Consider the following 18,905-nt stretch of genomic DNA (forward strand, 5'->3'; position numbering starts at 1 on the left):
AGCGTTATAACGCGGCGGTCGCCCCCTGGCGTCCGCGGCTTCGCCGGCGGTAGCGGGCGGCGTCGGACTTTTAGCGGCCTCGGGCAATGTCGCCCCGCTGTGGACCGCCGCCCTTGTAGAGCCCAGCCCCGCGGACGGTCATTTCCCGTCCGATGCGCCCGCTTCCTGCGGCCGACGCTCGGCGCCGTCGTTATGAACCTTGGCGAGCGTGTTGCGCTTTGACAGGACGCTGCTCCTGAACTGCGCTGGCGGACAAATCGTCAGGGCTCAGCGGCCTATCGTCTCCTGAAGCTCGTTTGTAATGGCTCTCCCGCCGAAGGGTGGCGAGACGATCGCCATAACGCCCACACTCGGCGCAATGCGGGTCGGTGATGGTGCCCCGCAGCAATCCCGGCACCAGCGCGGTTTTCAGTTCCCCGATGCCATGGACTCTTCGGCGGGCCTCTTCAGAAGCATTGTCTCGCTCATGATCGAGCCGCCGGCCCGAGGCGGGGGATCTAACCTCTTCCATGGGAACCGCTTCGAGCGGGCGACCCGTCTTCCCCGGCATGATGCTCGATCCGGCCTTGCTCGACTTCGGTGCGTGAGAAGACCTCTTCTTGACCGTCGATCAAGAGCTCTTCGTCGTCGCCTACGGCGCCGTCTGCGCTGGTGTACACTCCTTGTTCACCGAAGCCGGTGCTTCCCACACCGACGGCCGAGCCTGCGAAACGCTCATGCCGGCTGGCCATCGCGGCCATAGCCCGGTCGCCGTCGGATAACGCCGCGTCGCCCTGATCCACGGCCTTGTTTAAACGTTCCGCCGTCGCGCTTGCGCCAACGTCGTCGGGGGCGATCTCCGACGTTGTTTCGTCCTCGTCTCCATATCGTTCCTGCGGTCCCGCCATGATCTTCTCCCTGGGTGCTCCCCAAGGATACGCGTTCAGGGGCGGTGGGTGGCGAAGGTCCGCTTCCCGACACGCTCACAGCCCATCCCACCCATAGGGATCCGGCCCCAGGATCAGCCCGCCGCAGAGAGGAGACGCCGCCGTCAGATAGAGCAGATAGGGCAGAACCGGCTCAGACAGGTCCACGGGCTGCTCCGCCGAACTGTCGGCCCGTTTCTGCACGGTTTCGACCTGCAATCCATTGTCCGAAGGCGCGTCTTCCCACCGCTCGGCGCCCGCGCTGAGAGCGCGCTGGGCGGCGCGGAGACTGGGCCACGGCGTGTCATGGAGATAGATGCCTAGATCGTTGTGCGACATGAACTTCACCGCCTCCATCATACTGCGATCGCCCGAAACCAGCTGCACGCGCACGCCCGCCGCCACCGCCAGTCGATTTCCTTCGCGCGCAAACGTCCCGCCTTCGGCGCCCATCCCGACGGAACTACGAACCGCTCTCCTTAAGGCCGCGCCTCCGCGGGCGTGCGCCTCCGGCGCGACCCGTCTCTGAACCAGATCCTGCGGAAGATTCCGGGGGGGCGTGTCTTTGCGGCCGACGATGACGTGCATGGTCAGACTTGTGTAATTCTCGGCGCGCCGTTCACCTCGACGCGGCTGCGCGGTTCGGTTGTCGCGGCAAGCTTCAGCGGCTCGCGACGAAGATCGCCAGCTCCGCCTGGCCGCCTGACGGACAGCGAGGCAGCGAAAACCCACTTGGGCTCGAGCCACCAGCTGTCGCCTTCCGGCGACCCTTTGCTGGATCTGCCACCATCGGCGCTGCGTTGGCGAGCGTGGTCATGCGGTCGCAGGCTCACGCCGGCTAAGATAGCGCGAACCGTCTTCGAAAAAGCGCCACGGCGTCTCAACGCCCTTTGAAACGCCGATACGAGGACTGTGAGACACCCGGCGGACTATCGTCTTGTCGAGCAGGGTGAAGGGCGAGGCGAAGACCGAGGCTCCGTTCAGCCGATCGTCGATCGCGAGCGCCCGGCACAGGCGACCAGGACCGGCGCACAACTGCCTGACGTCTCCGACGCCCCGCCGCTCGCTCATCAGCCCGAGGCCAGCGGTCGGCTCGAGAGCGCGCACGAGGACAGCGCTGCCCCGTCGCCGGACGTCGCACACCACATTGAAACACCAGTGGCGGCCGTAGACGCGATAAACATAGGCTCGCCCCGGCGGCCCGAACATCGGGGCGTTCCGAACCGATGGGCCACGGAAGCTGTGTGACGCTGGATCCTCGGCATCGTAGGCCTCCGTCTCTACGATACGGCCGCCGACGCCGTTCACCAGGAAGAGCGCGCCTATGAGGTCTGGGGCGACGGTCTCTGCGGGGCGGTCGAAGAAGGCTGTGTCCATGTGTCCGCAATGATCGAGACAGTTGTTTGGTTCGCCGCTGAAGGCGGCCGATCGGCGCGCCCTAATTAAGGCGCCTCGCGTGTTCAGCGATGATCGCTGAAGCGCCATGCCGACCAAGGCGCTCGCCCGGTTTCCCGTGCGTATTTCGCACCCTCCTCGCGGCCAGGGTCGCCGGCACGTCGTCGGTTCACTCAGGCTCGGGCCGGATGCGCAAGCCGCGCGCTTGGCAGGCCGAGGTCCTGCTCTAGACATACGCAACGGTCTGCATGAGCACGGCTTCCGCCAGGATGGGCGACATATATGAGTTCCGATATTTCACCTGGGGCGGCCAGCCTGTTTCCGAGTTTCTGAGCCTGCCATCGCTCAGCGCCGCGCGATGCCGCGGCGCTTCCGGCTCCTATGCATGCCCGGACGGCGGAGGGTCGAAGTCTGGCAGGGCGCAACTCTGGTCTATGAGCGGCAGCGATAGTCGCGGCCCGGCCTCCGCTGAATCTTAGGAACGGCCACGCGCAGGCGGTGCAGTTCGCGCCTCTCGTCAAAGGCGATGTCCGGGACAGCTTGGGTCGCGGATCGCATGCGGCGATGCGCGGGGCCGTCATTGCACTTCCCCGGTGATTTATTCAAAACACCGCAAGGGCCCTGCGTGATAACCAGGGCCGAGGCGGTCTCACGCGGCGCCCCTATCACGACCTTTCGCCGAGTGGTTGAGCGCCGCTCCGCTGCCGTATTCGGTTGCCTCGGCGATTCGAGTCGCTTGGCGGTCAGCGGCCTCACGGCGATCTAGCGCGGCACTCGAAAGCGAGGACGGATTCGTCTTTCCGCAGCGTCGCCGCGAGCGCATCGATCGCGTCTCCCTATAGCCGCTCACCATCGTCGTGAATGTCAGGGCCTGAACGTCAGCTTCCAAGTCAATCTTACGAGGGTTCAAGGCGTGCGCACAAAGCGCCAGACGAAAGCCCGCCATAGTGATCGCAGCATCAGGCCGATAGCGCACCTTGATCTCCGCGTACCTCCGTTGCGGGAGGAGCGCGCCGGTCAGGCTGACGGCTGCAAGCACGAGCAAGGTAGCGAAGGTCCCGAGCGCTCCTAAGCCGAAAAAGCCCACGCCGAACAAGATGCCTATCGCGGACGTGAACCATAACGACGCAGCGGTCGTAAGTCCTCTCACGGTGAGGCCTTCGCGGAAGATCACTCCGCCGCAGAGGAAGCCGATGCCTGTGAGGATGCCATGGGCCATCCGTACGGGGTCGATGCGGATGACGTCGGCCGGGGTGTCGGTCAGCCAGTGGATCTGGTGCACCGCCGCCAGCATGAGGAGCGAGGAGGAGAGAGAAACCAGAATATGCGTACGGAACCCCGCCGCGCTTGCGCGATGCTCACGCTCCAGCCCGATCAAGGCGCCGGCGACAATCGCGCCCGCTACGGGCCAGATGATTTGCAGGTCAATCAATGGCGCTTCTGCTCAAAGAGCGACTCCCCGTCTTGGGGCGTCGGCTGCTTAGACGCCGACGCTGAGTTGCGATGGCTTATAAGCGCTTCGCCGCGAAGACGGATCCGCCCTCGGTCGTGCTCCACGAACCGGTGGGGGACGCTGCGTGGCCTTGTCCCTGTTCGAATATCTGGCGGCGCCTGGCCACACCTTCACCGAAGACGCGAGGCTGAAGAACGCCGTGGCTAATTGACCTTCGCGACCTTTGAAGTCAGCTAACAGCCCGTCATCGCGCCTCCCTCCGGCCGCCGCGCCGCGAAGCCTGGTCGGGTCCATCGGCGGAGCTTTTCGGTCGGCCCGGCGTTTTGGCCTGAAAGGAGAGGACGATGATAGATGAAAACACGCAAGCAGGAACATGCCCGGCAAGCGGCCTGAACACCCCCTGTCCGAGATCGAAACCCTTCTTGAACGCGCCCGCGTCGGCGAAATCACCGAGAGTCGGGCTCTGTCGCGGATCGCCGCCCTCGCCAGCGACGCTATTTCGGGCGACATCTATCAGAAGCCTTGGGGTTGAGGTTGGTCCCGGCCCGCTCGCGTCGGTCCGCCCACATCGGAACGGTCAGACGACGCGCTTTGCGCTACACCCTTCGGTAGATAGGCAGGAAGCAGTCGTTTTTCGACTGGAAACCGGTCAACCGATCGCCAGGGCGATCCCTGTGGGGTCGAAGAGCGGCAGAGCGCAGCCGGCGGCGATGGACAGACTGCGATCGGGGCTACAGGCGGCAGCAGATGCGGTCCCCTTGACCCTCTTCCTACGCCTCCCAAATAGCGCTCGCCTTCAACCTTCACTGGAGAAGTTTCGATGCGAACTGTCTTTGTGGAACCCTTTGGAGATGTCTGGTCCGTCCGGGTGGAGGACACCCAGCCCCAACTGTTCGCGCGAGGGCGGGAGGCTGAGAACGCCGCAAAAAGGATCGCGGAGAGACTGGCTGCGGCGGGGGATCAGGTCGAGCTTCATTTGAGTCTGCGCAACGGCCAGCTGGCCGCGCGCTTCGTGTGTCTGCCGCCCATTTCCGACGAGGACGGCCCGCTATTGGTTGGCGGCAGCTTGCTGGCGCGACCTGCGCTAAGACGTAGCGCGGACATGCCAGCCTAAGTGAAAGAAGGCCCGCCCTCCGGGGAGAGCGGGCCGCAACCAAGAGCCGCAGCTCGACGCTGGACCAAACTGGCGCATCCAAGGCGCTTGTTTTGCGGTCGAAAAGCCGGCGCGTTCCGCGGGCGTCGGAGACCGCGCATGACGCCTCATCTATCCACCGCTCGTGAACCCCGCCACCCGGGGCTCCATTGTTCCTTTTTTGTTCTAGTGTAAGAATCCGGCTCGGGTCGGCGCTTAAGGAGAACGAACATGGAAACGAAACCCCTTGGCCCCTATGAGCCCTTCGCTCGCGAGGTGCAGAAGTTGGACCGCGATCTGGGACAGCGCGAGCTCGCTGAGATCCCGGCGCCGACGGTCGATCTGATCGCCGGCCTGGTGGCGGGCCTGCGGCTAGTGGGGCGTTCTCAGTGAGCGAATTCTCCGCAACCCCCGCCGAGCTGCAACTCGCCCAAGTGGTCGCCGTCTGGCGCCTCGGGGAGGCCGCCAAACACGACCCGGTCTTGATCAACATGCTGGCGCGCGAAGCCGCGACCTTGAACCGCATCGCCACGGGCGCAGCCGAGAAGGTGCAGACCGCCTTTGAGGACATGCGCGCGCGCGGCGTTTCGCTAAGCGCCGCTGCCGACGATCGTCCATGAAGCGATACAAGGGCATGTCCAGCAAGCAGGTTTTGGACGCGAATGATCTGGCGGAGCTGGATGACATCTACCGCCGGCTTCAGAGGCTGCACGGCCAGCTGAATCCGGTGTCTTCCCAGCGCTTCCCGCTGATGGCCGCCGCCGCCACCGTGAAAGCGGCCTGGACCGATCTTAGCGGTACAGGCTCCAGCTGGAGCTATCCCTACGAAGGGATGGCTCGCGCAGTTGCGAGGTCGAAATGCGTTCTAAGGACGCCGGACTCCACAACTGGCTGAGGCCGTGAGAGGATCGCCCATGTGCAACAACTACCGCCTGCACGTTTCCGTCAATCAACTGGCTGCGCCGTTCCGCGACGCGGGGCGGACGCTCGTCTTTCCGGGCGGTCTGCCCAACCTGGCGCCTGCGGATTACCGCATCGGCGACGCCGCCCCTGTTGTCGTCCAGGGCGCGGACGCCGCGCAACTGCTTATGACGCCCTGGGGTTGGAAGAGCCCGGCGGGCAGACCGGTGTTCAACTTCCGGTCCGACGGCCGGTCTTTCAGCGACTCGATCCGCTGTCTGATCCCTGCCGACGGTTTTTACGAGTTCACCGAGCCGAAAGCGCAGGGCAGGAAAACGAAATGGCTCTTCACCATGACCGGCTATTCGTGGTTCTGGATCGCCGGGGTCATCAAGGACGGCGCGTTCGCCATGTTGACGACCGAGCCAGGTCCGGACGTCGCGCCTTACCATGACCGCCAGATCGTCCTGCTGCCGCCAGGCGCCGGCGTCCATTGGCTGAACCTGAGCGCTCCGGAAGATCTTATCCTGCAGCCCTGCCCCGCCCGCACTCTGGCCGTAGAGCAGGTCTGGCCACAAACCACATGACAGAAGCCGATCTCGACAGGGCCGGCCGCTTTGAAGCCGAAGCCCAGGACCTCGATCGCCGTTCCCGTGCGGCGGCAACCCTGCCGGCATCGATCCTGCCGCGTTTCCAGGCGCTGTGGAAGGCGGAGGCGGCCAAGCTGCTGAGACAGCGCAAGCGCTAGGCCGCCGTCCGCCACGGAGGCCGAATCATGGAATCCTTTTCCGTCCCCCTGCATTTAAACAGTCAGGAGCTGGAAATGATCGAACCCGAACAGCATCGCTATTTCGCCTATGCCGAAGGCCTCGGCCGCGCGCACGGCCACGTCCTGAAGGCCGCCAGCTTCGAAGCCGCGGCCGTCGGCTACACCGAGCTCTACTCGCCGCCGGTCGACGCAGATGACGAGATCCGCGTCTTCGTGGCCGACCTTGATGGCGGCCAGGAGCACTGCTTCATCATCGATCTTGGAGACGGCCAGGCCGAACCCTGCAACTGAACTCAGGGAGCGATCAACGGGCCCGGTGTTGAGTCGGCGGCGCATGCGGCGCCGCCCGGAGGTCCGACATGGCTTATCGCCCCACCTGGCAGGGACACCTGCGCCTCTCCCTCGTGACGTGCCCGGTCGCTCTCTACACAGCGACCAGCTCAGGCGGGGATGTGCGGTTCAACTTGATCAACCCGGCGACCAACAACCGGATTCGCATGGTGACGACTGACCCAGACACGGGCCCTGTTGAACGCGCTTCGCTGGTCAAGGGCTACGCTGTCGCCAAGGACGAGTACATTCTGCTGACCGACGAGGAGATCAAGTCGGTCAAGCTGGAGAGCACCAAGACGATCGACATCGAGCGCTTCGTCCCCGAGGAGGAGATCGACCGCCTCTATTGGGACAACCCCTACTATCTGGCGCCGGCGGGGGCCTTGGCCGAAGAGGCGTTCGGCGTCATCCGGGAAGCCATGAGGTCGGAAGGCAAGATCGCCCTCGGACGCGTGGTTCTTTCCACCCGGGAACGCCTGCTGGCGCTGGAGCCGCGCGACCAGGGAATCTTGGCCTATTCCCTGCGCACGCACGATGAGGTCAGGCCGTCGCGGTACGTTTTCGGCGCCATTGCAGATCAGGCGCCCGATCCAGCCATGGTCGATATCGCTCGTCGGATCATCGAACAGAAAGCCGGCCCCTTCGACCCAGACCAGTTCGTCGATCGCTACGAGGAAGCGCTCAAGGCGCTCATCGCTGCGAAGCAGAAGGGCCACAAGCCGATCCGCGCATCTGAGCCTGAAGACACGGACGTGGCGGACCTCATGGCCGCATTGCGCGCCAGCCTGGAAGGCGGCGCTGCACCTCGCCGTCGGGCCGGCGCCAAGAGCTCCGTGGCGCCGACGAAAGCGCGTCGGACGACGCCGCGCCGCAAGGCCGGCTAGGCGCTGCTGCGCCGCAGGTTAAAGGCTAAAAAACCGTCCAAATCGCCCCTCCCCTCTCAGCCCCCGGATTTCGGCGCCAAGGCCAGGAGCCCCTGGTGCGGGTTGATCAAGGCGTTGCCTGCGGGATTTCACCGAGGTCTATCTCTAGAGCGATTGGGGGAGCGGCGGGAACGCAGTCGGCAAGGTCTGATTGTCCTTAAGGAGATCAGGGAATGACCAAAACTTTCAACGGCGGCGATCACGTCAGCTGGAATCCGGACGGCCGAGTGACTGGCCGGATCCGAAGACTGCACACTGGAGATCATGTTTTCCCGAGCCCTGCGTACTCCCCTGCGGCCGCGAAACCTTGCTGTAAGAACACGACCGGCGGAACGAACGATGTCGACGGCGGCACGGGCGGCGTTCTGCAACACGCGCGACACGATGAATGACGCAGACCTTCTACACGATCGGACATTCCAACCGGAGCTTTGAGGAGTTCGTCGGGCTGTTGCAGGAGTCGCAGATCAGGCGCGCAAGAGTCGGTGGCCTGGCGGACGATGTTAACGGCCTCTGGCGCAACAGGAGCTTTCATAACTACGCCGACTACGCCCTCTCACAGGCCTTTGTAGAGGGACTGGAAAGCCTGATCGAGACAGGTCGCCGTGAACGCTGCGCCGTCATGTGCGCCGAGGCGGTCTGGTGGCGGTGCCATCGCAGGCTCATCGCCGACAACCTGCTCGCGCGCGGCGCGACGGTCCTGCACATCATGGGCCGCGGCCGTCTGGAACCGGCTCGACTTACGACCGGGGCCCGCGTCGACCTGGAGGGGACGGTCGTCTACCCGGCTTTTGCGAGACCAGGATAGGGTCGCCCCATGGGAGGGGGCCCTTGGTCCGCACCGTTTTGGGGCCGGGAAGGACAGTGGGAATGTTCAGGAAGGTTCGGGGCCGCTGGATCCGCTGCCGCGTTAACTGCGCCTTTTCGTTCCCCGCGCTGGCATGGGCCATGGGTCTCAAGCTACGCCGACCTTCTCGCCCCCGCCGGTTTAGGCTCGCAGCCAGGAGCATGCTGCTGGCGAGCTGGTTAGCCGTGACGCTGGGACTTGCCAAGTTCGGACTTCCAACCCAGTGGGCGACCGCCGCATTTTTCCTCGCCCCCTTGGCGGCTGTCGTCGCCTCCTTGCTGGCGCGACGGGCGACCTGGAGGCGGATCCGCCAGAGAAGCGCCGGCAGAATGGACTGGAGTTTCGCCGCAACGGCGGCGGGCGTTTGCGTCGCCTGCTTTTTGGGGACGCTATGGTGGCCGCAATCGACCTCGGTCCTTGCGCGGCAGGTTCCCCAGACGCCGCAAACTCCGTCGGGAGCGCCGTCGACGCAGGCCCTGTTTTCCTGCCGGGTGATCAACGTCCACGACGGCGACACCCTTCGATGTGAAGACGGTGTTCGGGTGCGCCTCCATGCAGTAGCGGCGCGAGAGATGGACGAGACCTGTTCTCCCGGCCACCCCTGCCCAGACGCTTCAGGGGCGGCGGCGAGGATCGAACTGACCAGACTGGCGGCCAATCGAACGCTCGCCTGCCGCCGGACAGGCCGCAGCTACAACCGCGTCACCGCCATCTGCGATGATGACGACGGCGTAGAGATCAACTGCGCCATGGTCAAAGGCGGGACGACGCTGCTGTGGGAGCGATTCTACCGGCGGCAGCCGATCTGCCGTAGTGGCGATGAGCTGTGAGATATCCGCGTAGATGAAGCGGGCGGCTGCCGTCTTGAAGCCCGGCGCTCGTCACGTGAAGTCGCGATCGGGTTCACCAGCGGCGTTCCAGCGATCGCAGGGTCATCGAATCCGCTTCATGGCGCGATAAGGACCTGCGACGCGGACCCGGCGCCGCCCGGTCCTGGCGGCGGGGCGCGGGCGTTGGAACCTGTGCTCGCCAGGCCTGGCCTTTCAGCCGACGCCGCGCCGATGTCCGCTCAAGGCGGACCGCCCCCGGCGATCCGACGGCGGCCTATGGGTCCAGCGCCCGCTGCCGCAGGCCTAGCCATCTCGTCCAGGCAAGGCAAGGGCCGCAACGGGCTGGCGCTAGATACAAAAGAGCAGTCACGCAAAAGTCTAAGCTCGACAGGCATCGGCCAGATCCACAGCTCGCGCGACTCGTCTGCTATGGTGTTCGTCTATCAAGACCGCCGCCTCCGCCGTCGCCCCGCGCGCCAAAGCGGCCAGGCAGGCGGCGCCTTGCGCCAGGTCCGCGCCAAACAGATTTTCTTCCGCTTCATGCAGGCGCTTCAAGCGGCCTTTCAGGCGACCATAGGCGGCGTCCAACGCGTCATTGGCGGTTTGATCGACTACGAAGTCGATCACTTCCGCCATGCCGGCTCTTTCCATTCGGGTGGCGGCCTTCTGCAACGCATGCCCCTTGCCAGCGACGAGGCTCAAGGCGACACGCGCAAATCCGATCTGGGCTTCGTAGAGATCCAGGATCTCCGCCGGCGGAAGATCGGGAAATACATACCCCTTGCCTGGACGCCTCTGCACGACGCCCTCCCCCGCCAAACAGGCGAGCGCTTCGCGAACGGGCGTGATGCTGAGGCCGATCTCGGCCGCGAGATCTTGTATGCAGAGGCTCTCAAGCGGGAAAGCGCAGTTCCAAATGGATCAAGGCGCGCCGTCATTTCGAGCTCCCCGTCAGCAGACGAGCGAGTGCTTGGGCATGACTGCGGCTTTGTAACTCTTTTTGGACGGATCCCGCAAATATCAGCGGCCTGCCCGCCGCTTTCTTGCGGGCGTTACACCGAAAAGCTGCGGACGGCGCTTAAGCGCGCCCCTTAAGCGGAGGCCCCGACGATGAACTTGGCGGAGCGTCATCTTCATGGACGAAGACCCCCTTCCGGCGGACGGAGATCGTCATCCCGCTCACGCATGCATCGACTGCCAGCTTAATCTCCACGGGCGTTCTTTAGCGCGCACAGCCGTTTCCAAGGGCCGGCCGCTCCAAGCGCGAAAAGGCTGCAGGCGCCGTTTCCGCCACTGTCGCGAGGACGTGTGCTCGCCGTCGCGCTGGTCTCGAGACTTTTCTAACCGATCGAGCCTCCTGCGGCGCTTGCGCTCGGATAGACAAAGCCGCCAAAGCCCGCGTATATATCCATGTTCGTTCAAGGAGACGGCAATGCCGGGCAAACGTCGCAAACGGACTGGCTGGGTAATGGAATCGGTGCTGATCGCGCTTTGCCTTGCGGTATTCGGCGTGCTCTATTGGATAGCGGCGGGCTGATTTCCTCCGCAGTCAAAATCCGGCGCGCCCGGTTGATAAGCTATGATTGGATTTGGCGGCTATCTGCTTGCTGCGCTTGACAGCTTTTTTAAACGTCTGACCGGCAACGAACGCTTCTTTTGAGGCTCTAGTGATTTCGAAGCGCGCGCGTCGGATTTGACGGCCTTCCGCGGCGCCATATGGCGTGAGCCGCCATAGACATGGCGCAAATCAGGGTTTCAATCACGCCCAGGTCCGTCTCAGCCCGGCCCGCCTCAGCCACTGCATGCGCTGGCTCGGCGCCTGCCGCCGCTCCCATGAGGTCGCCGCCGCCTACGCCGTCAAACGCCACGCCTTCGGCAAGCCGCTGATCGACCATGAGGGCGTCGGCTTCATGCTGGCCGACAACATGATCGCGCTGAAGCAAGTCGAGCTGATGATCGACTGGTGCGCCGGCGTGTTGGACACGGGCGTCCTGGGCACCACCGAAAGCTCCATGACCAAGGTCGCCGTGTCAGAGGCCCTGTTCGGCGTCGCCGACCGCTGCGTCCAGATCATGGGCGGGACCGGCGTCTCGGGCGACACTGTGGTCGAACAGATCTTCCGCGAGGTCCGCGCCTTCCGCATCTATGACGGGCCCACCGAAGTCCACCGCTGGAGCCTGGTCAAGGCCGTGAAGCGGCAGATGACGACCTAGAGCGCGTGCTCGTTCAGAAGCGCACAGCGCCCTGTCGATATTCGCGACGATGGTAGCCTTGGTCATCGTCGGCATGTTGGCGCCCGGGCTGTATGACCGCCTGACCGGCTGTTTCCTATAATGGCCTGCGCGCGCACGGCAGAAACCTTGTGACACTCGGGCGCCATGCGGACGGAAAAACGGCTGAAGCCGTCAGCGCCATGGCGGGCTTCAGGACGGCTCGCTTTGGGTTTTGAGCCCCGCCCCATCCTCTTCCCTTTCGCAGCCGCACCGGGTCCGCCCACAGGGAACAAATCGGCCGGATAGCGCCGCCCCAAATAATCCGCAGGCGTAGGAGGTCCCCTCGACGTCGGCCTTGTTCCGCTGAAGCAGTTGATAAATGATAAGACGCTCAAGCTCGGGTCTTCTCGTTTATGGGGCGGCCTTCGCGGAAGCGCAAAGGAAGCCGTCCTGCTCCATCTCTCCGGATCGACCGTCGCGATGACCGCCCGCTTCAGGCTTAAGGCGGCGACCGCAGCCGCCCATGAGCGCCTTGACGCCTGTATGTCCCGCTATGATCTGGGATGTCGTGTCGACTATGGCGCCTTTCTCCAGGCGCAGGCTCGCGCCTTTATAGGTGTTGAGGCCGCCCTGGACGCAGCCTGCGCAGATACTTATCTGCCCGACTGGCGCGAAAGGCGTCGCTCCGATGCGCTTCGAGCGGACCTGGGGCTGTTGGGCCTCGACGTGCCAGAACCTGCCTTGGTCCCGACCTTTCGCGAAGAGGCGGAGGTGCTGGGCGCGATCTATGTCCTTGAAGGCTCTCGCCTGGGCGCCGCCGTCCTCGTCTGTTCGGTTGCCGATGAAATGCCGAAGTCCTTCCTTTCGAGCGGGAACCCTGCCGCCTGGCGCGCATTAACGTCCGTTCTCGATGAACGTCTCAGTTCGCCGGAGCTGCTCGATACGGCAGTGGAAGGGGCCTGTTCAGTGTTCGCCGTGTTCGAGAACGCCGCACGCGCCTTTCCTGGAGCCGACCGATAGTGACGACCCCCGCCGCCTCGGTCGACCTGACCAATTGATCGCGAGCCCATTCATATCCCCGGAGCCATCCAACCGATCGGGTTTCTGTTGGCCTTGACCGCGGACTGGCAGGTGGCGCGGGTCTCCGCCAATATCCAGGATTTCCTCAATCAGTCGCCGGAGAGCGTGATCGGGGCCCTGATCCAGGAGGTCTTCACGGCCAAGGCGGTGCATGACCTCCGTAACCGCGCCGCCATGCTGGGAGGACGGGATGCGGTCGAACGCTTGTTCGGCTGCGTGCTCGTGGACGGCGGCCCCCGTTCGACGTCGCGGTTCATGTCTCAACCGGCGAGATCGTGATTGAAGCCGAACCCGCGTCCGGCGAACACGGCGACGCCAGCGGAGCCGTCCGAGCGATGATGTCCCGGCTGGACCAGGCGCCGGATTTCCCAACCTTCTATAGAGAGGGCGCCCGACAGGTTCGCGCCCTGCTCGGCTATGATCGTGTGATGGTCTATCGGTTCGCCGAGGACGGATCCGGCGAGGTCGTGGCCGAAGCCGCGCGGTCCGGCATCGGCCGGTTCATGGGGCTCCGCTATCCGGCGACCGACATCCCCGCCCAGGCGCGGGAGCTGTACAGACGCAATTTTCTGAGGTTGATCACGGATGTCAACGCCGTGCCTGTCCCGATCGTGCCGGAGCGCAACCAGGACGGCCGCCCTCTCGATCTTTCCCTTTCGACCCTGCGTTCGGTTTCGCCGATCCACATCGAATATCTCAAGAACATGGGCGTCGGCGCCTCGCTGTCGATTTCCATCATCGTCGACGGCAAACTCTGGGGTCTGTTCGCCTGCCATCACTACGCCGCGCGACGCCCCACCTTCGAGCGCCGCTCGGTCAGCGAATATTCGCTCAGATGTTCTCCATGAGGCTGGAGAGCCGCGAGCGTAAGCAGACCGTCGAGTACGAACGTCGCGCCCGTGACATTTCCGACCAACTTCTGGGAGCCGTGGCGTCGGACGAAACCCTGCTCAAGGATCCCGACTGGCTCGCGGACATCCTGACGCACGCCATCCCGGCCGACGGCGTCGGCGTATGGCTTGGCGGCAACCACGCTTTTTCCGGCGAGACGCCCCCGCTCGAGGATTTCCGCCGCATCGTGCGCGCCTTGAACGGCACGGCTGCTGGCCGCGTGTTTGCGACGGATCACATCGGGTCGCTGGTTCCCGACGCGAGCGCCTTCGCGTCGGGCGCAGCGGGCCTCCTGGCCATTCCTATCTCTCGCTCCCCGCGGGATTACGTTATCCTGTTCCGCAGGGAACTGGTCCATTCGGTGCGATGGGGGCGACCCGCACAAGCCGGTGAGCTTCGGTCCAAACGGCCCTCGTCTGACGCCGCGCGAGAGCTTTGCAGAATGGAAAGAGCTGGTCGAAGGACGGTCTCAGCCGTTCACGGCCTCCGAAATCCGGGTGGCGGAGACCCTGCGGGCGACCCTCATCGAGGTGGTCCTGCGTCTCGCCGACGAAGCCTCTGCGGAGCGCCAGCAGTCCAGCGCGCGCCAGGAGCTCCTGATCGCCGAGGCTCAATCACAGGGTGCGCAACATCCTTGGCCTGATCCGGGGACTGATCCGCCAGTCGGAACCGACGAGCGACAGCATCGCCGACTTCGTCAAGGTCGTGGACGGACGCATCCACGCACTGGCGCGCGCCCATAACCAGATCACGGACGATCACTGGGGCCCCGCGCCGCTCCAGGCCCTGATCGACGCAGAGGCCGCCGCCTTTGTCGATGAGCGGGAGCGGATCACCCTTCAAGGAGAACCTGTTCTCCTGAACCCGAACGCCTACTCGACCATGGCCCTGGTGCTGCACGAGCTCGTCACAAACTCCAACAAGTACGGGAGTCTTTCCACGCAGGACGGGCGGGTGGTGATCGGCTGGAGCCGGAACCCCGCCGGAGACCTGGTGATGGAGTGGCGGGAAGTCGACGGCCCCCGGTCGCGCCGCCGAAGCGCCAGGGCTTCGGCACCACCATCATCAGCCGGTCGGTGCCTTATGACCTCGGCGGATCGGCCGACATCGCCTATCAGCCGGGCGGGGTGTACGCGGTTTTCCGCATCCCGGCCCGCCACCTGTCGGAGCCGCGATCGACCGACCTCGGCAAGACCATCAAATACCCGCGGCCCGCCGTCGGTCACCCTCAGAACCTTCCCGAAGCTGTCCTGGCCGACCAGGACATCCTGCTGGTCGAGGACAGCCTGATCATCGCGCTGGACGCCGAGGACATCGCCCATCGCCTGGGCGCAGCGTCGGTGACCACAGCCGCCACGGTGGAGGGCGCGCTCGAGTTCATCGATGCGGCGCGCCCCACGGTGGCCATGCTCGACATCAACCTCGGCGACCGCCACAGCTATCCCATTGCTGACCGGCTTGCCGAAATCGGCGTTCCCTTCATCTTCGCGACCGGCTACGGCGAACAGGCCAACCCGCCGATCGAGCACAGGGGGCGTCTGATCGTGCAAAAGCCCTACACGCTGGAGAATGTGGCGAGGGCCTTCGACAGCCTCATCGGCGCAAAGACTTAAACAGGCGGCCGATCGCATCGCGATCAGGGGGATTTGTGATTCAGACGGCCGCAGACAAAAGCTTGCTGAACAGTCCGGGCGAAATGGCGCGGCTCATAAGCAATCACGACTGGTCGAAGACGCCGCTCGGCCCGCGCGCCGCCTGGCCGCAAGGTCTGGCCGCCATCGTCGGCATGATGATCGCCGCGCCGAACCCCATGGTTCTGCTCTGGGGTTCGGCGGGCGTCCTCCTCTACAACGACGGATATGCGCGTTTCGCCGGCAAGCGGCATCCCGAGGCTCCTCGGCATGGGCGCCCGCGAGGGCTGGCCTGAAATCGCCGACTTCAACGACGCCAACATTCGACGCGGCCTTGCCGGTCAGTCCTGGTCGCTCGAGCATCAGGAACTGGTGCTGGATCGGGGATCAGGTCCCGAATGCGCCTGGCTCGATCTCCACTACGTCCCGGTTCGTGACGAAAACAGCGACCCCGCCGGCGTCATGGTTTTCGTCTCCGAAATCACCGAGCAGGTTCGTCTCGCCGCCCACAAGGCCGAGGCGGACGAACGGCTCGAGCTGGCGCTGTCGGCCGGGCGCGGCGTAGGGGCGTGGGACTGGGACATCGCCGATGACATCGTTCGCGCCGATGAACGCTTCGCTCGCCTCTACGGCGTAGATCCCGTCGTCGCCCGAGAGGGCGCGCCCTCGAAGTCTTCTTCAGCGCCATTCATCCCCAGGACCTTCCCGGGGTCCAGGCGGCGATTGCCCGGGCCGTTGAAACATGCTCCGCCTTCAGCGCGGAGTATCGGCTCGTCCAGCCGGATGGATCAACGGTTTGGGTCGTTGCAGAAGGTCGGTGCGTCCTGGACGCCGCTGGACGGCTGCGCCGCCTCCCTGGCGTCAGCTTCGACATCAGCGAACGCAAGCAGGTCGAAATTAGACAGGCCGCTCTGCTCCGGCTGCATGACGAGATCACGGCTCTGGAAGATCCGGCGCAAATGCCGGCCGCGGCCGCCCGCGTCGTCGCTGACACCCTGAACTTGGCGGCCTCCTACGTCTCGCTAGACGACACACCCAGGGCGTTCAGGCCAGGGTCGGATGCGCCCGCGGCCACCGGGGCGATACCAGCCCGGGCCTGGTCGCCGCGCGATCACGCTGAGGTTTTCGCCACCTTGGCGCAAGGACGCGCCGTCACGGTCGCCGATGTCGTTCAGGACGCTTTGACGCAAGACCAAGCCGACGCCCTGACCGCAGCGGACATCCATGCCTTCGCGGCCGTGCCCCTTCTGGAGCGCGACCAGCTGGTCGCTATGCTGTTCGTCACGAGCGGCCGTCCTCAAGCCTGGAGCCAGATCGATCTGGATTTCCTTCAGGATGTGGCGGCCCGGACCCGGAACATCCTGGAACGTCTTCGCGCGGAAGCCGAGCGCTACGAGAGTCAACAGCGCTACCAGACCCTGTTCGACACCATGGACGAGGGGTTCTGCGTCATCGAATTCATCGACGGGCCCGATGGCCCGCTCAGCGACTACGTCCATGTCGAAGCCAACGCCGCCTACGCTGAACACGCGGGGATCGCCGCCGTGGTGGGCCGAACAGTTCGCGAGGTGGTTCCAGCCGAGGCCGACGGCTGGGTTTCGCTCTATCGGAACGTGCTTGAGACAGGCCGGTCGATCCGCTTTGAAAAGGAGCTGGAAGCCACCGGCCGATGGCTGGAGCTCGCCGCCTTTAAGGTCGGACCGGCCGCCGGGCGTCAGGTCGCCGTTCTATTCAAGGACCTGACCTCAAAGAAACGGGCGGAAAAGGCGCTGGCGGAGGCTCAACGCCTCGCTCGAGGCCCGCGTCGAGGCGCGGACCGAGGAACTTCGGACCGCTCACGCCGCCCTGCGTCAAAGCCAGAAGATGGAGGCTGTCGGTCAGTTGACGGGCGGCATAGCCCACGACTTCAACAATCTTCTGGCTGGGATTTCCGGCAGCCTGGATTGATCGCCAAACAGATCTCGCAAGGCCGCGGAGCTGAAATCGGACGCTATGTCGAAGCGGCCCAGGGCGCCGCGCAACGGGCGGCCACGCTCACCCAGCGTCTTCTGGCCTTTTCCCGCCGCCAGACCCTCGCCCCGCGCCCGACAGACGCCAACCGTCTGATCGGGGGCCTGGAGGATTTAGTACGTCGTACAGTAGGGCCCGACATCGATGTCGAGGTCGTCGGCGCAGGCGGCCTCTGGTTGACGGAGATTGATCAGTCGCAGCTTGAGAACGCCCTGCTCAATCTGTGCATCAACGCCCGGGACGCCATGGCCCCCGGCGGAGGACGGTTAACGATCGAAACAGCGAACAAGTGGCTCGACGATCGCCATGCCGGGGAGCGCGACTTGCCCCCGGCCAATACATCTCCATCTGCGTCACCGACACGGGGTCTGGGATGGCCCCCGAGGTGATCGAGAGGATCTTCGAACCCTTTTTCACCACCAAGCCTATCGGACAGGGCACCGGCCTGGGCCTGTCCATGATACATGGCTTCGTGAGGCAGTCGGGCGGACAGATCCGCGTCTATTCCGAACCGGGAATGGGCACCACCATGTGCCTCTACCTGCCGCGTTATCATGGCGGCGCTGTCGAATCGGAACGAGTGGTCTTGAGCTCGAGTCCGGCATCCGGTCATGGCGAAACCGTGCTGGTCATCGACGACGAAGCCTCTGTCCGCGCTCTTGTCGCCGAGGTCCTGCGCGAGCAGGGATACGCCACCGTGGAAGCGGGGACGGGCCTTCGGGCCTGCGCATTCTGGATAGCGAGCGGCGCATCGACCTCTTGGTCACCGATGTCGGTCTCCCCGGGGGCCTCAACGGACGCCAGGTCGCGGACGCCGCCCGCATGAGGCGTCCGGACCTCAAGGTCCTTTTCATCACCGGCTATGCCGAAAACGCCGCAGTCGGCAACGGACTGCTGGAGCCCGGCATGGAGGTGATGACCAAGCCGTTCCTGATGACGGATCTGGCGGCGAAGGTCACGACCATGATCGACGCTGAGAACCAGCTTCCAGAAACCGGCGGCTGACGAACCGGTTTCATTGCGGCGGCTCCCAAAAGCCCTTGAGGCGATCTGCGGCGCTCCTTGCTAGGCCTCAGAAACTCAGGGGGCTCCGTTTCACTCTGGATGTTCGTGCGCGACATGTCCCGACGATATCCGAGAGCGATATAGGCGTCATCCTTAGGGGATGTCCCCATTTCGGCTGGCGCGTCGCGCGCCTCAAGTCATCGCCTGGCGGAACTGGCGCGCTTCGACAAATGTTAACAAGGAGAAGGGGAACGCCCAATGATCATGGCCATCTTATCCGTCGCTGCCTTGTTTTCGGTGTCGCCCAAACTAGAGAAGCAGGCCTCGCCGCCTGCACCTCCGCCGCAGCGACTGATCGTAGCGCCGCAGTTAGAAGCCGCCCCGCTTCTCAGCGTCGCCGTCACTTTGGAATGCACCGCCCGGCCGAGCGGCAAGGTCGAAAACTGTCAGGTGCTGGGGGAGACCCATCCCGGCATGGGCTTCGCGGAGGCCGCCGTCGCACTGATGCGGGAGGCGACCGTCAGTCCGGGCCCTAAAGATTTTCAATTCGCAAGAACCATCCAGTTCACGCCCTGAGTCGCGCGGAGG

26 protein-coding genes are annotated in these 18,905 nt (G+C 64.7%); 21 read left to right on the plus strand and 5 right to left on the minus strand.

What is annotated here, in order from left to right; genetic code table 11:
• Nucleotides 1-497: 497 nt before the first annotated feature.
• The 4 genes from V8F63_RS15425 to V8F63_RS15440 all read right to left on the minus strand — a co-directional run bounded on the left by V8F63_RS15425 (nt 498) and on the right by V8F63_RS15440 (nt 3,732).
• Complete coding sequence (locus V8F63_RS15425; RefSeq protein WP_392353975.1) at nt 498-887, minus strand: hypothetical protein; 390 nt, start codon at nt 885-887, stop codon at nt 498-500.
• A gap of 75 nt (nt 888-962) precedes the next feature.
• Nucleotides 963-1,358 (minus strand): hypothetical protein, encoded by a 396-nt coding sequence (locus tag V8F63_RS15430; RefSeq protein ID WP_392353976.1) that lies wholly within the window; start codon nt 1,356-1,358, stop codon nt 963-965.
• Between the two features lie 360 nt (nt 1,359-1,718).
• Complete coding sequence (locus tag V8F63_RS15435; RefSeq protein WP_134579734.1) at nt 1,719-2,282, minus strand: DNA-3-methyladenine glycosylase; 564 nt, start codon at nt 2,280-2,282, stop codon at nt 1,719-1,721.
• A gap of 667 nt (nt 2,283-2,949) precedes the next feature.
• Nucleotides 2,950-3,732 carry an MgtC/SapB family protein gene (locus V8F63_RS15440; RefSeq protein WP_392353977.1) on the minus strand — a complete coding sequence of 261 codons (783 nt, stop codon included), beginning with the start codon at nt 3,730-3,732 and terminating at the stop codon, nt 2,950-2,952.
• Nucleotides 3,733-4,126: 394 nt separating this feature from the next.
• Between V8F63_RS15440 and V8F63_RS15445 the strand changes: the two genes are divergently transcribed.
• The 10 genes from V8F63_RS15445 to V8F63_RS15490 all read left to right on the plus strand — a co-directional run bounded on the left by V8F63_RS15445 (nt 4,127) and on the right by V8F63_RS15490 (nt 9,487).
• Nucleotides 4,127-4,285, plus strand: a complete 159-nt coding sequence (locus tag V8F63_RS15445) for a hypothetical protein (RefSeq protein ID WP_392353978.1) — start codon at nt 4,127-4,129, stop codon at nt 4,283-4,285.
• Nucleotides 4,286-5,116: 831 nt separating this feature from the next.
• Nucleotides 5,117-5,278, plus strand: a complete 162-nt coding sequence (locus V8F63_RS15450) for a hypothetical protein (protein WP_392353979.1) — start codon at nt 5,117-5,119, stop codon at nt 5,276-5,278.
• A complete protein-coding gene (locus V8F63_RS15455) occupies nt 5,275-5,505 on the plus strand; it encodes a hypothetical protein (RefSeq protein WP_392353980.1) in 231 nt (76 codons plus the stop codon). Before V8F63_RS15450 ends, V8F63_RS15455 begins: the two co-directional genes overlap by 4 nt.
• Nucleotides 5,502-5,780, plus strand: coding sequence for a hypothetical protein (locus tag V8F63_RS15460; protein WP_392353981.1), 279 nt, complete (start codon nt 5,502-5,504; stop codon nt 5,778-5,780). The genes V8F63_RS15455 and V8F63_RS15460 overlap by 4 nt, the downstream gene beginning before the upstream one ends.
• A gap of 19 nt (nt 5,781-5,799) precedes the next feature.
• Nucleotides 5,800-6,372, plus strand: coding sequence for an SOS response-associated peptidase family protein (locus V8F63_RS15465; protein WP_392353982.1), 573 nt, complete (start codon nt 5,800-5,802; stop codon nt 6,370-6,372).
• Nucleotides 6,369-6,533, plus strand: a complete 165-nt coding sequence (locus V8F63_RS15470) for a hypothetical protein (protein WP_392353983.1) — start codon at nt 6,369-6,371, stop codon at nt 6,531-6,533. Before V8F63_RS15465 ends, V8F63_RS15470 begins: the two co-directional genes overlap by 4 nt.
• A gap of 27 nt (nt 6,534-6,560) precedes the next feature.
• Entirely contained in the window at nt 6,561-6,845 is a 285-nt protein-coding gene (locus V8F63_RS15475) for a DUF5961 family protein (RefSeq protein WP_392353984.1), read from the plus strand.
• 68 nt (nt 6,846-6,913) lie between these two features.
• Nucleotides 6,914-7,771, plus strand: coding sequence for a Ku protein (locus V8F63_RS15480; RefSeq protein WP_392353985.1), 858 nt, complete (start codon nt 6,914-6,916; stop codon nt 7,769-7,771).
• Between the two features lie 427 nt (nt 7,772-8,198).
• A complete protein-coding gene (locus V8F63_RS15485) occupies nt 8,199-8,618 on the plus strand; it encodes a DUF488 family protein (protein WP_392353986.1) in 420 nt (139 codons plus the stop codon).
• Between the two features lie 200 nt (nt 8,619-8,818).
• Nucleotides 8,819-9,487, plus strand: a complete 669-nt coding sequence (locus tag V8F63_RS15490; RefSeq protein ID WP_392353987.1) for a hypothetical protein — start codon at nt 8,819-8,821, stop codon at nt 9,485-9,487.
• Nucleotides 9,488-9,865: 378 nt separating this feature from the next.
• Here V8F63_RS15490 and V8F63_RS15495 read toward each other — a convergent pair whose 3' ends face one another.
• Nucleotides 9,866-10,306, minus strand: coding sequence for a hypothetical protein (locus tag V8F63_RS15495; protein WP_392353988.1), 441 nt, complete (start codon nt 10,304-10,306; stop codon nt 9,866-9,868).
• Nucleotides 10,307-11,289: 983 nt separating this feature from the next.
• Here V8F63_RS15495 and V8F63_RS15500 point away from each other — a divergent pair.
• The 11 genes from V8F63_RS15500 (at nt 11,290) to V8F63_RS15550 (ending at nt 18,893) form a co-directional block, all read left to right on the plus strand.
• The gene (locus tag V8F63_RS15500; protein WP_392353989.1) at nt 11,290-11,700 is read left to right on the plus strand and encodes an acyl-CoA dehydrogenase family protein; all 411 of its coding nucleotides are present in this window, start codon (nt 11,290-11,292) and stop codon (nt 11,698-11,700) included.
• 480 nt (nt 11,701-12,180) lie between these two features.
• Entirely contained in the window at nt 12,181-12,720 is a 540-nt protein-coding gene (locus V8F63_RS15505) for a biliverdin-producing heme oxygenase (protein WP_392353990.1), read from the plus strand.
• Nucleotides 12,721-12,807: 87 nt separating this feature from the next.
• The gene (locus V8F63_RS15510; RefSeq protein WP_392353991.1) at nt 12,808-13,059 is read left to right on the plus strand and encodes a hypothetical protein; all 252 of its coding nucleotides are present in this window, start codon (nt 12,808-12,810) and stop codon (nt 13,057-13,059) included.
• 149 nt (nt 13,060-13,208) lie between these two features.
• The gene (locus tag V8F63_RS15515; RefSeq protein ID WP_392355115.1) at nt 13,209-13,628 is read left to right on the plus strand and encodes a GAF domain-containing protein; all 420 of its coding nucleotides are present in this window, start codon (nt 13,209-13,211) and stop codon (nt 13,626-13,628) included.
• Between the two features lie 1,044 nt (nt 13,629-14,672).
• Nucleotides 14,673-15,284: a hypothetical protein gene (locus V8F63_RS15520; RefSeq protein WP_392353992.1), complete on the plus strand. Its 612-nt coding sequence runs from the start codon at nt 14,673-14,675 to the stop codon at nt 15,282-15,284.
• Between the two features lie 83 nt (nt 15,285-15,367).
• Entirely contained in the window at nt 15,368-15,598 is a 231-nt protein-coding gene (locus V8F63_RS15525; RefSeq protein ID WP_392353994.1) for a hypothetical protein, read from the plus strand.
• Nucleotides 15,573-16,301, plus strand: a complete 729-nt coding sequence (locus V8F63_RS15530; protein ID WP_392353996.1) for a hypothetical protein — start codon at nt 15,573-15,575, stop codon at nt 16,299-16,301. The genes V8F63_RS15525 and V8F63_RS15530 overlap by 26 nt, the downstream gene beginning before the upstream one ends.
• On the plus strand, nt 16,262-17,701 hold the full coding sequence (locus tag V8F63_RS15535; RefSeq protein WP_392353997.1) for a GAF domain-containing protein: 1,440 nt from the start codon (nt 16,262-16,264) through the stop codon (nt 17,699-17,701). The genes V8F63_RS15530 and V8F63_RS15535 overlap by 40 nt, the downstream gene beginning before the upstream one ends.
• Nucleotides 17,686-18,138, plus strand: a complete 453-nt coding sequence (locus V8F63_RS15540) for an ATP-binding protein (RefSeq protein WP_392353999.1) — start codon at nt 17,686-17,688, stop codon at nt 18,136-18,138. The genes V8F63_RS15535 and V8F63_RS15540 overlap by 16 nt, the downstream gene beginning before the upstream one ends.
• Nucleotides 18,072-18,317 carry a hypothetical protein gene (locus V8F63_RS15545; RefSeq protein WP_392354001.1) on the plus strand — a complete coding sequence of 82 codons (246 nt, stop codon included), beginning with the start codon at nt 18,072-18,074 and terminating at the stop codon, nt 18,315-18,317. Before V8F63_RS15540 ends, V8F63_RS15545 begins: the two co-directional genes overlap by 67 nt.
• A 258-nt stretch (nt 18,318-18,575) precedes the next feature.
• Nucleotides 18,576-18,893 (plus strand): TonB family protein, encoded by a 318-nt coding sequence (locus tag V8F63_RS15550; protein ID WP_303683181.1) that lies wholly within the window; start codon nt 18,576-18,578, stop codon nt 18,891-18,893.
• Nucleotides 18,894-18,905: the final 12 nt, after the last annotated feature.

Source organism: Brevundimonas sp. LF-1, from assembly GCF_037055305.1.
In the GTDB taxonomy this organism is placed as follows: domain Bacteria; phylum Pseudomonadota; class Alphaproteobacteria; order Caulobacterales; family Caulobacteraceae; genus Brevundimonas; species Brevundimonas sanguinis.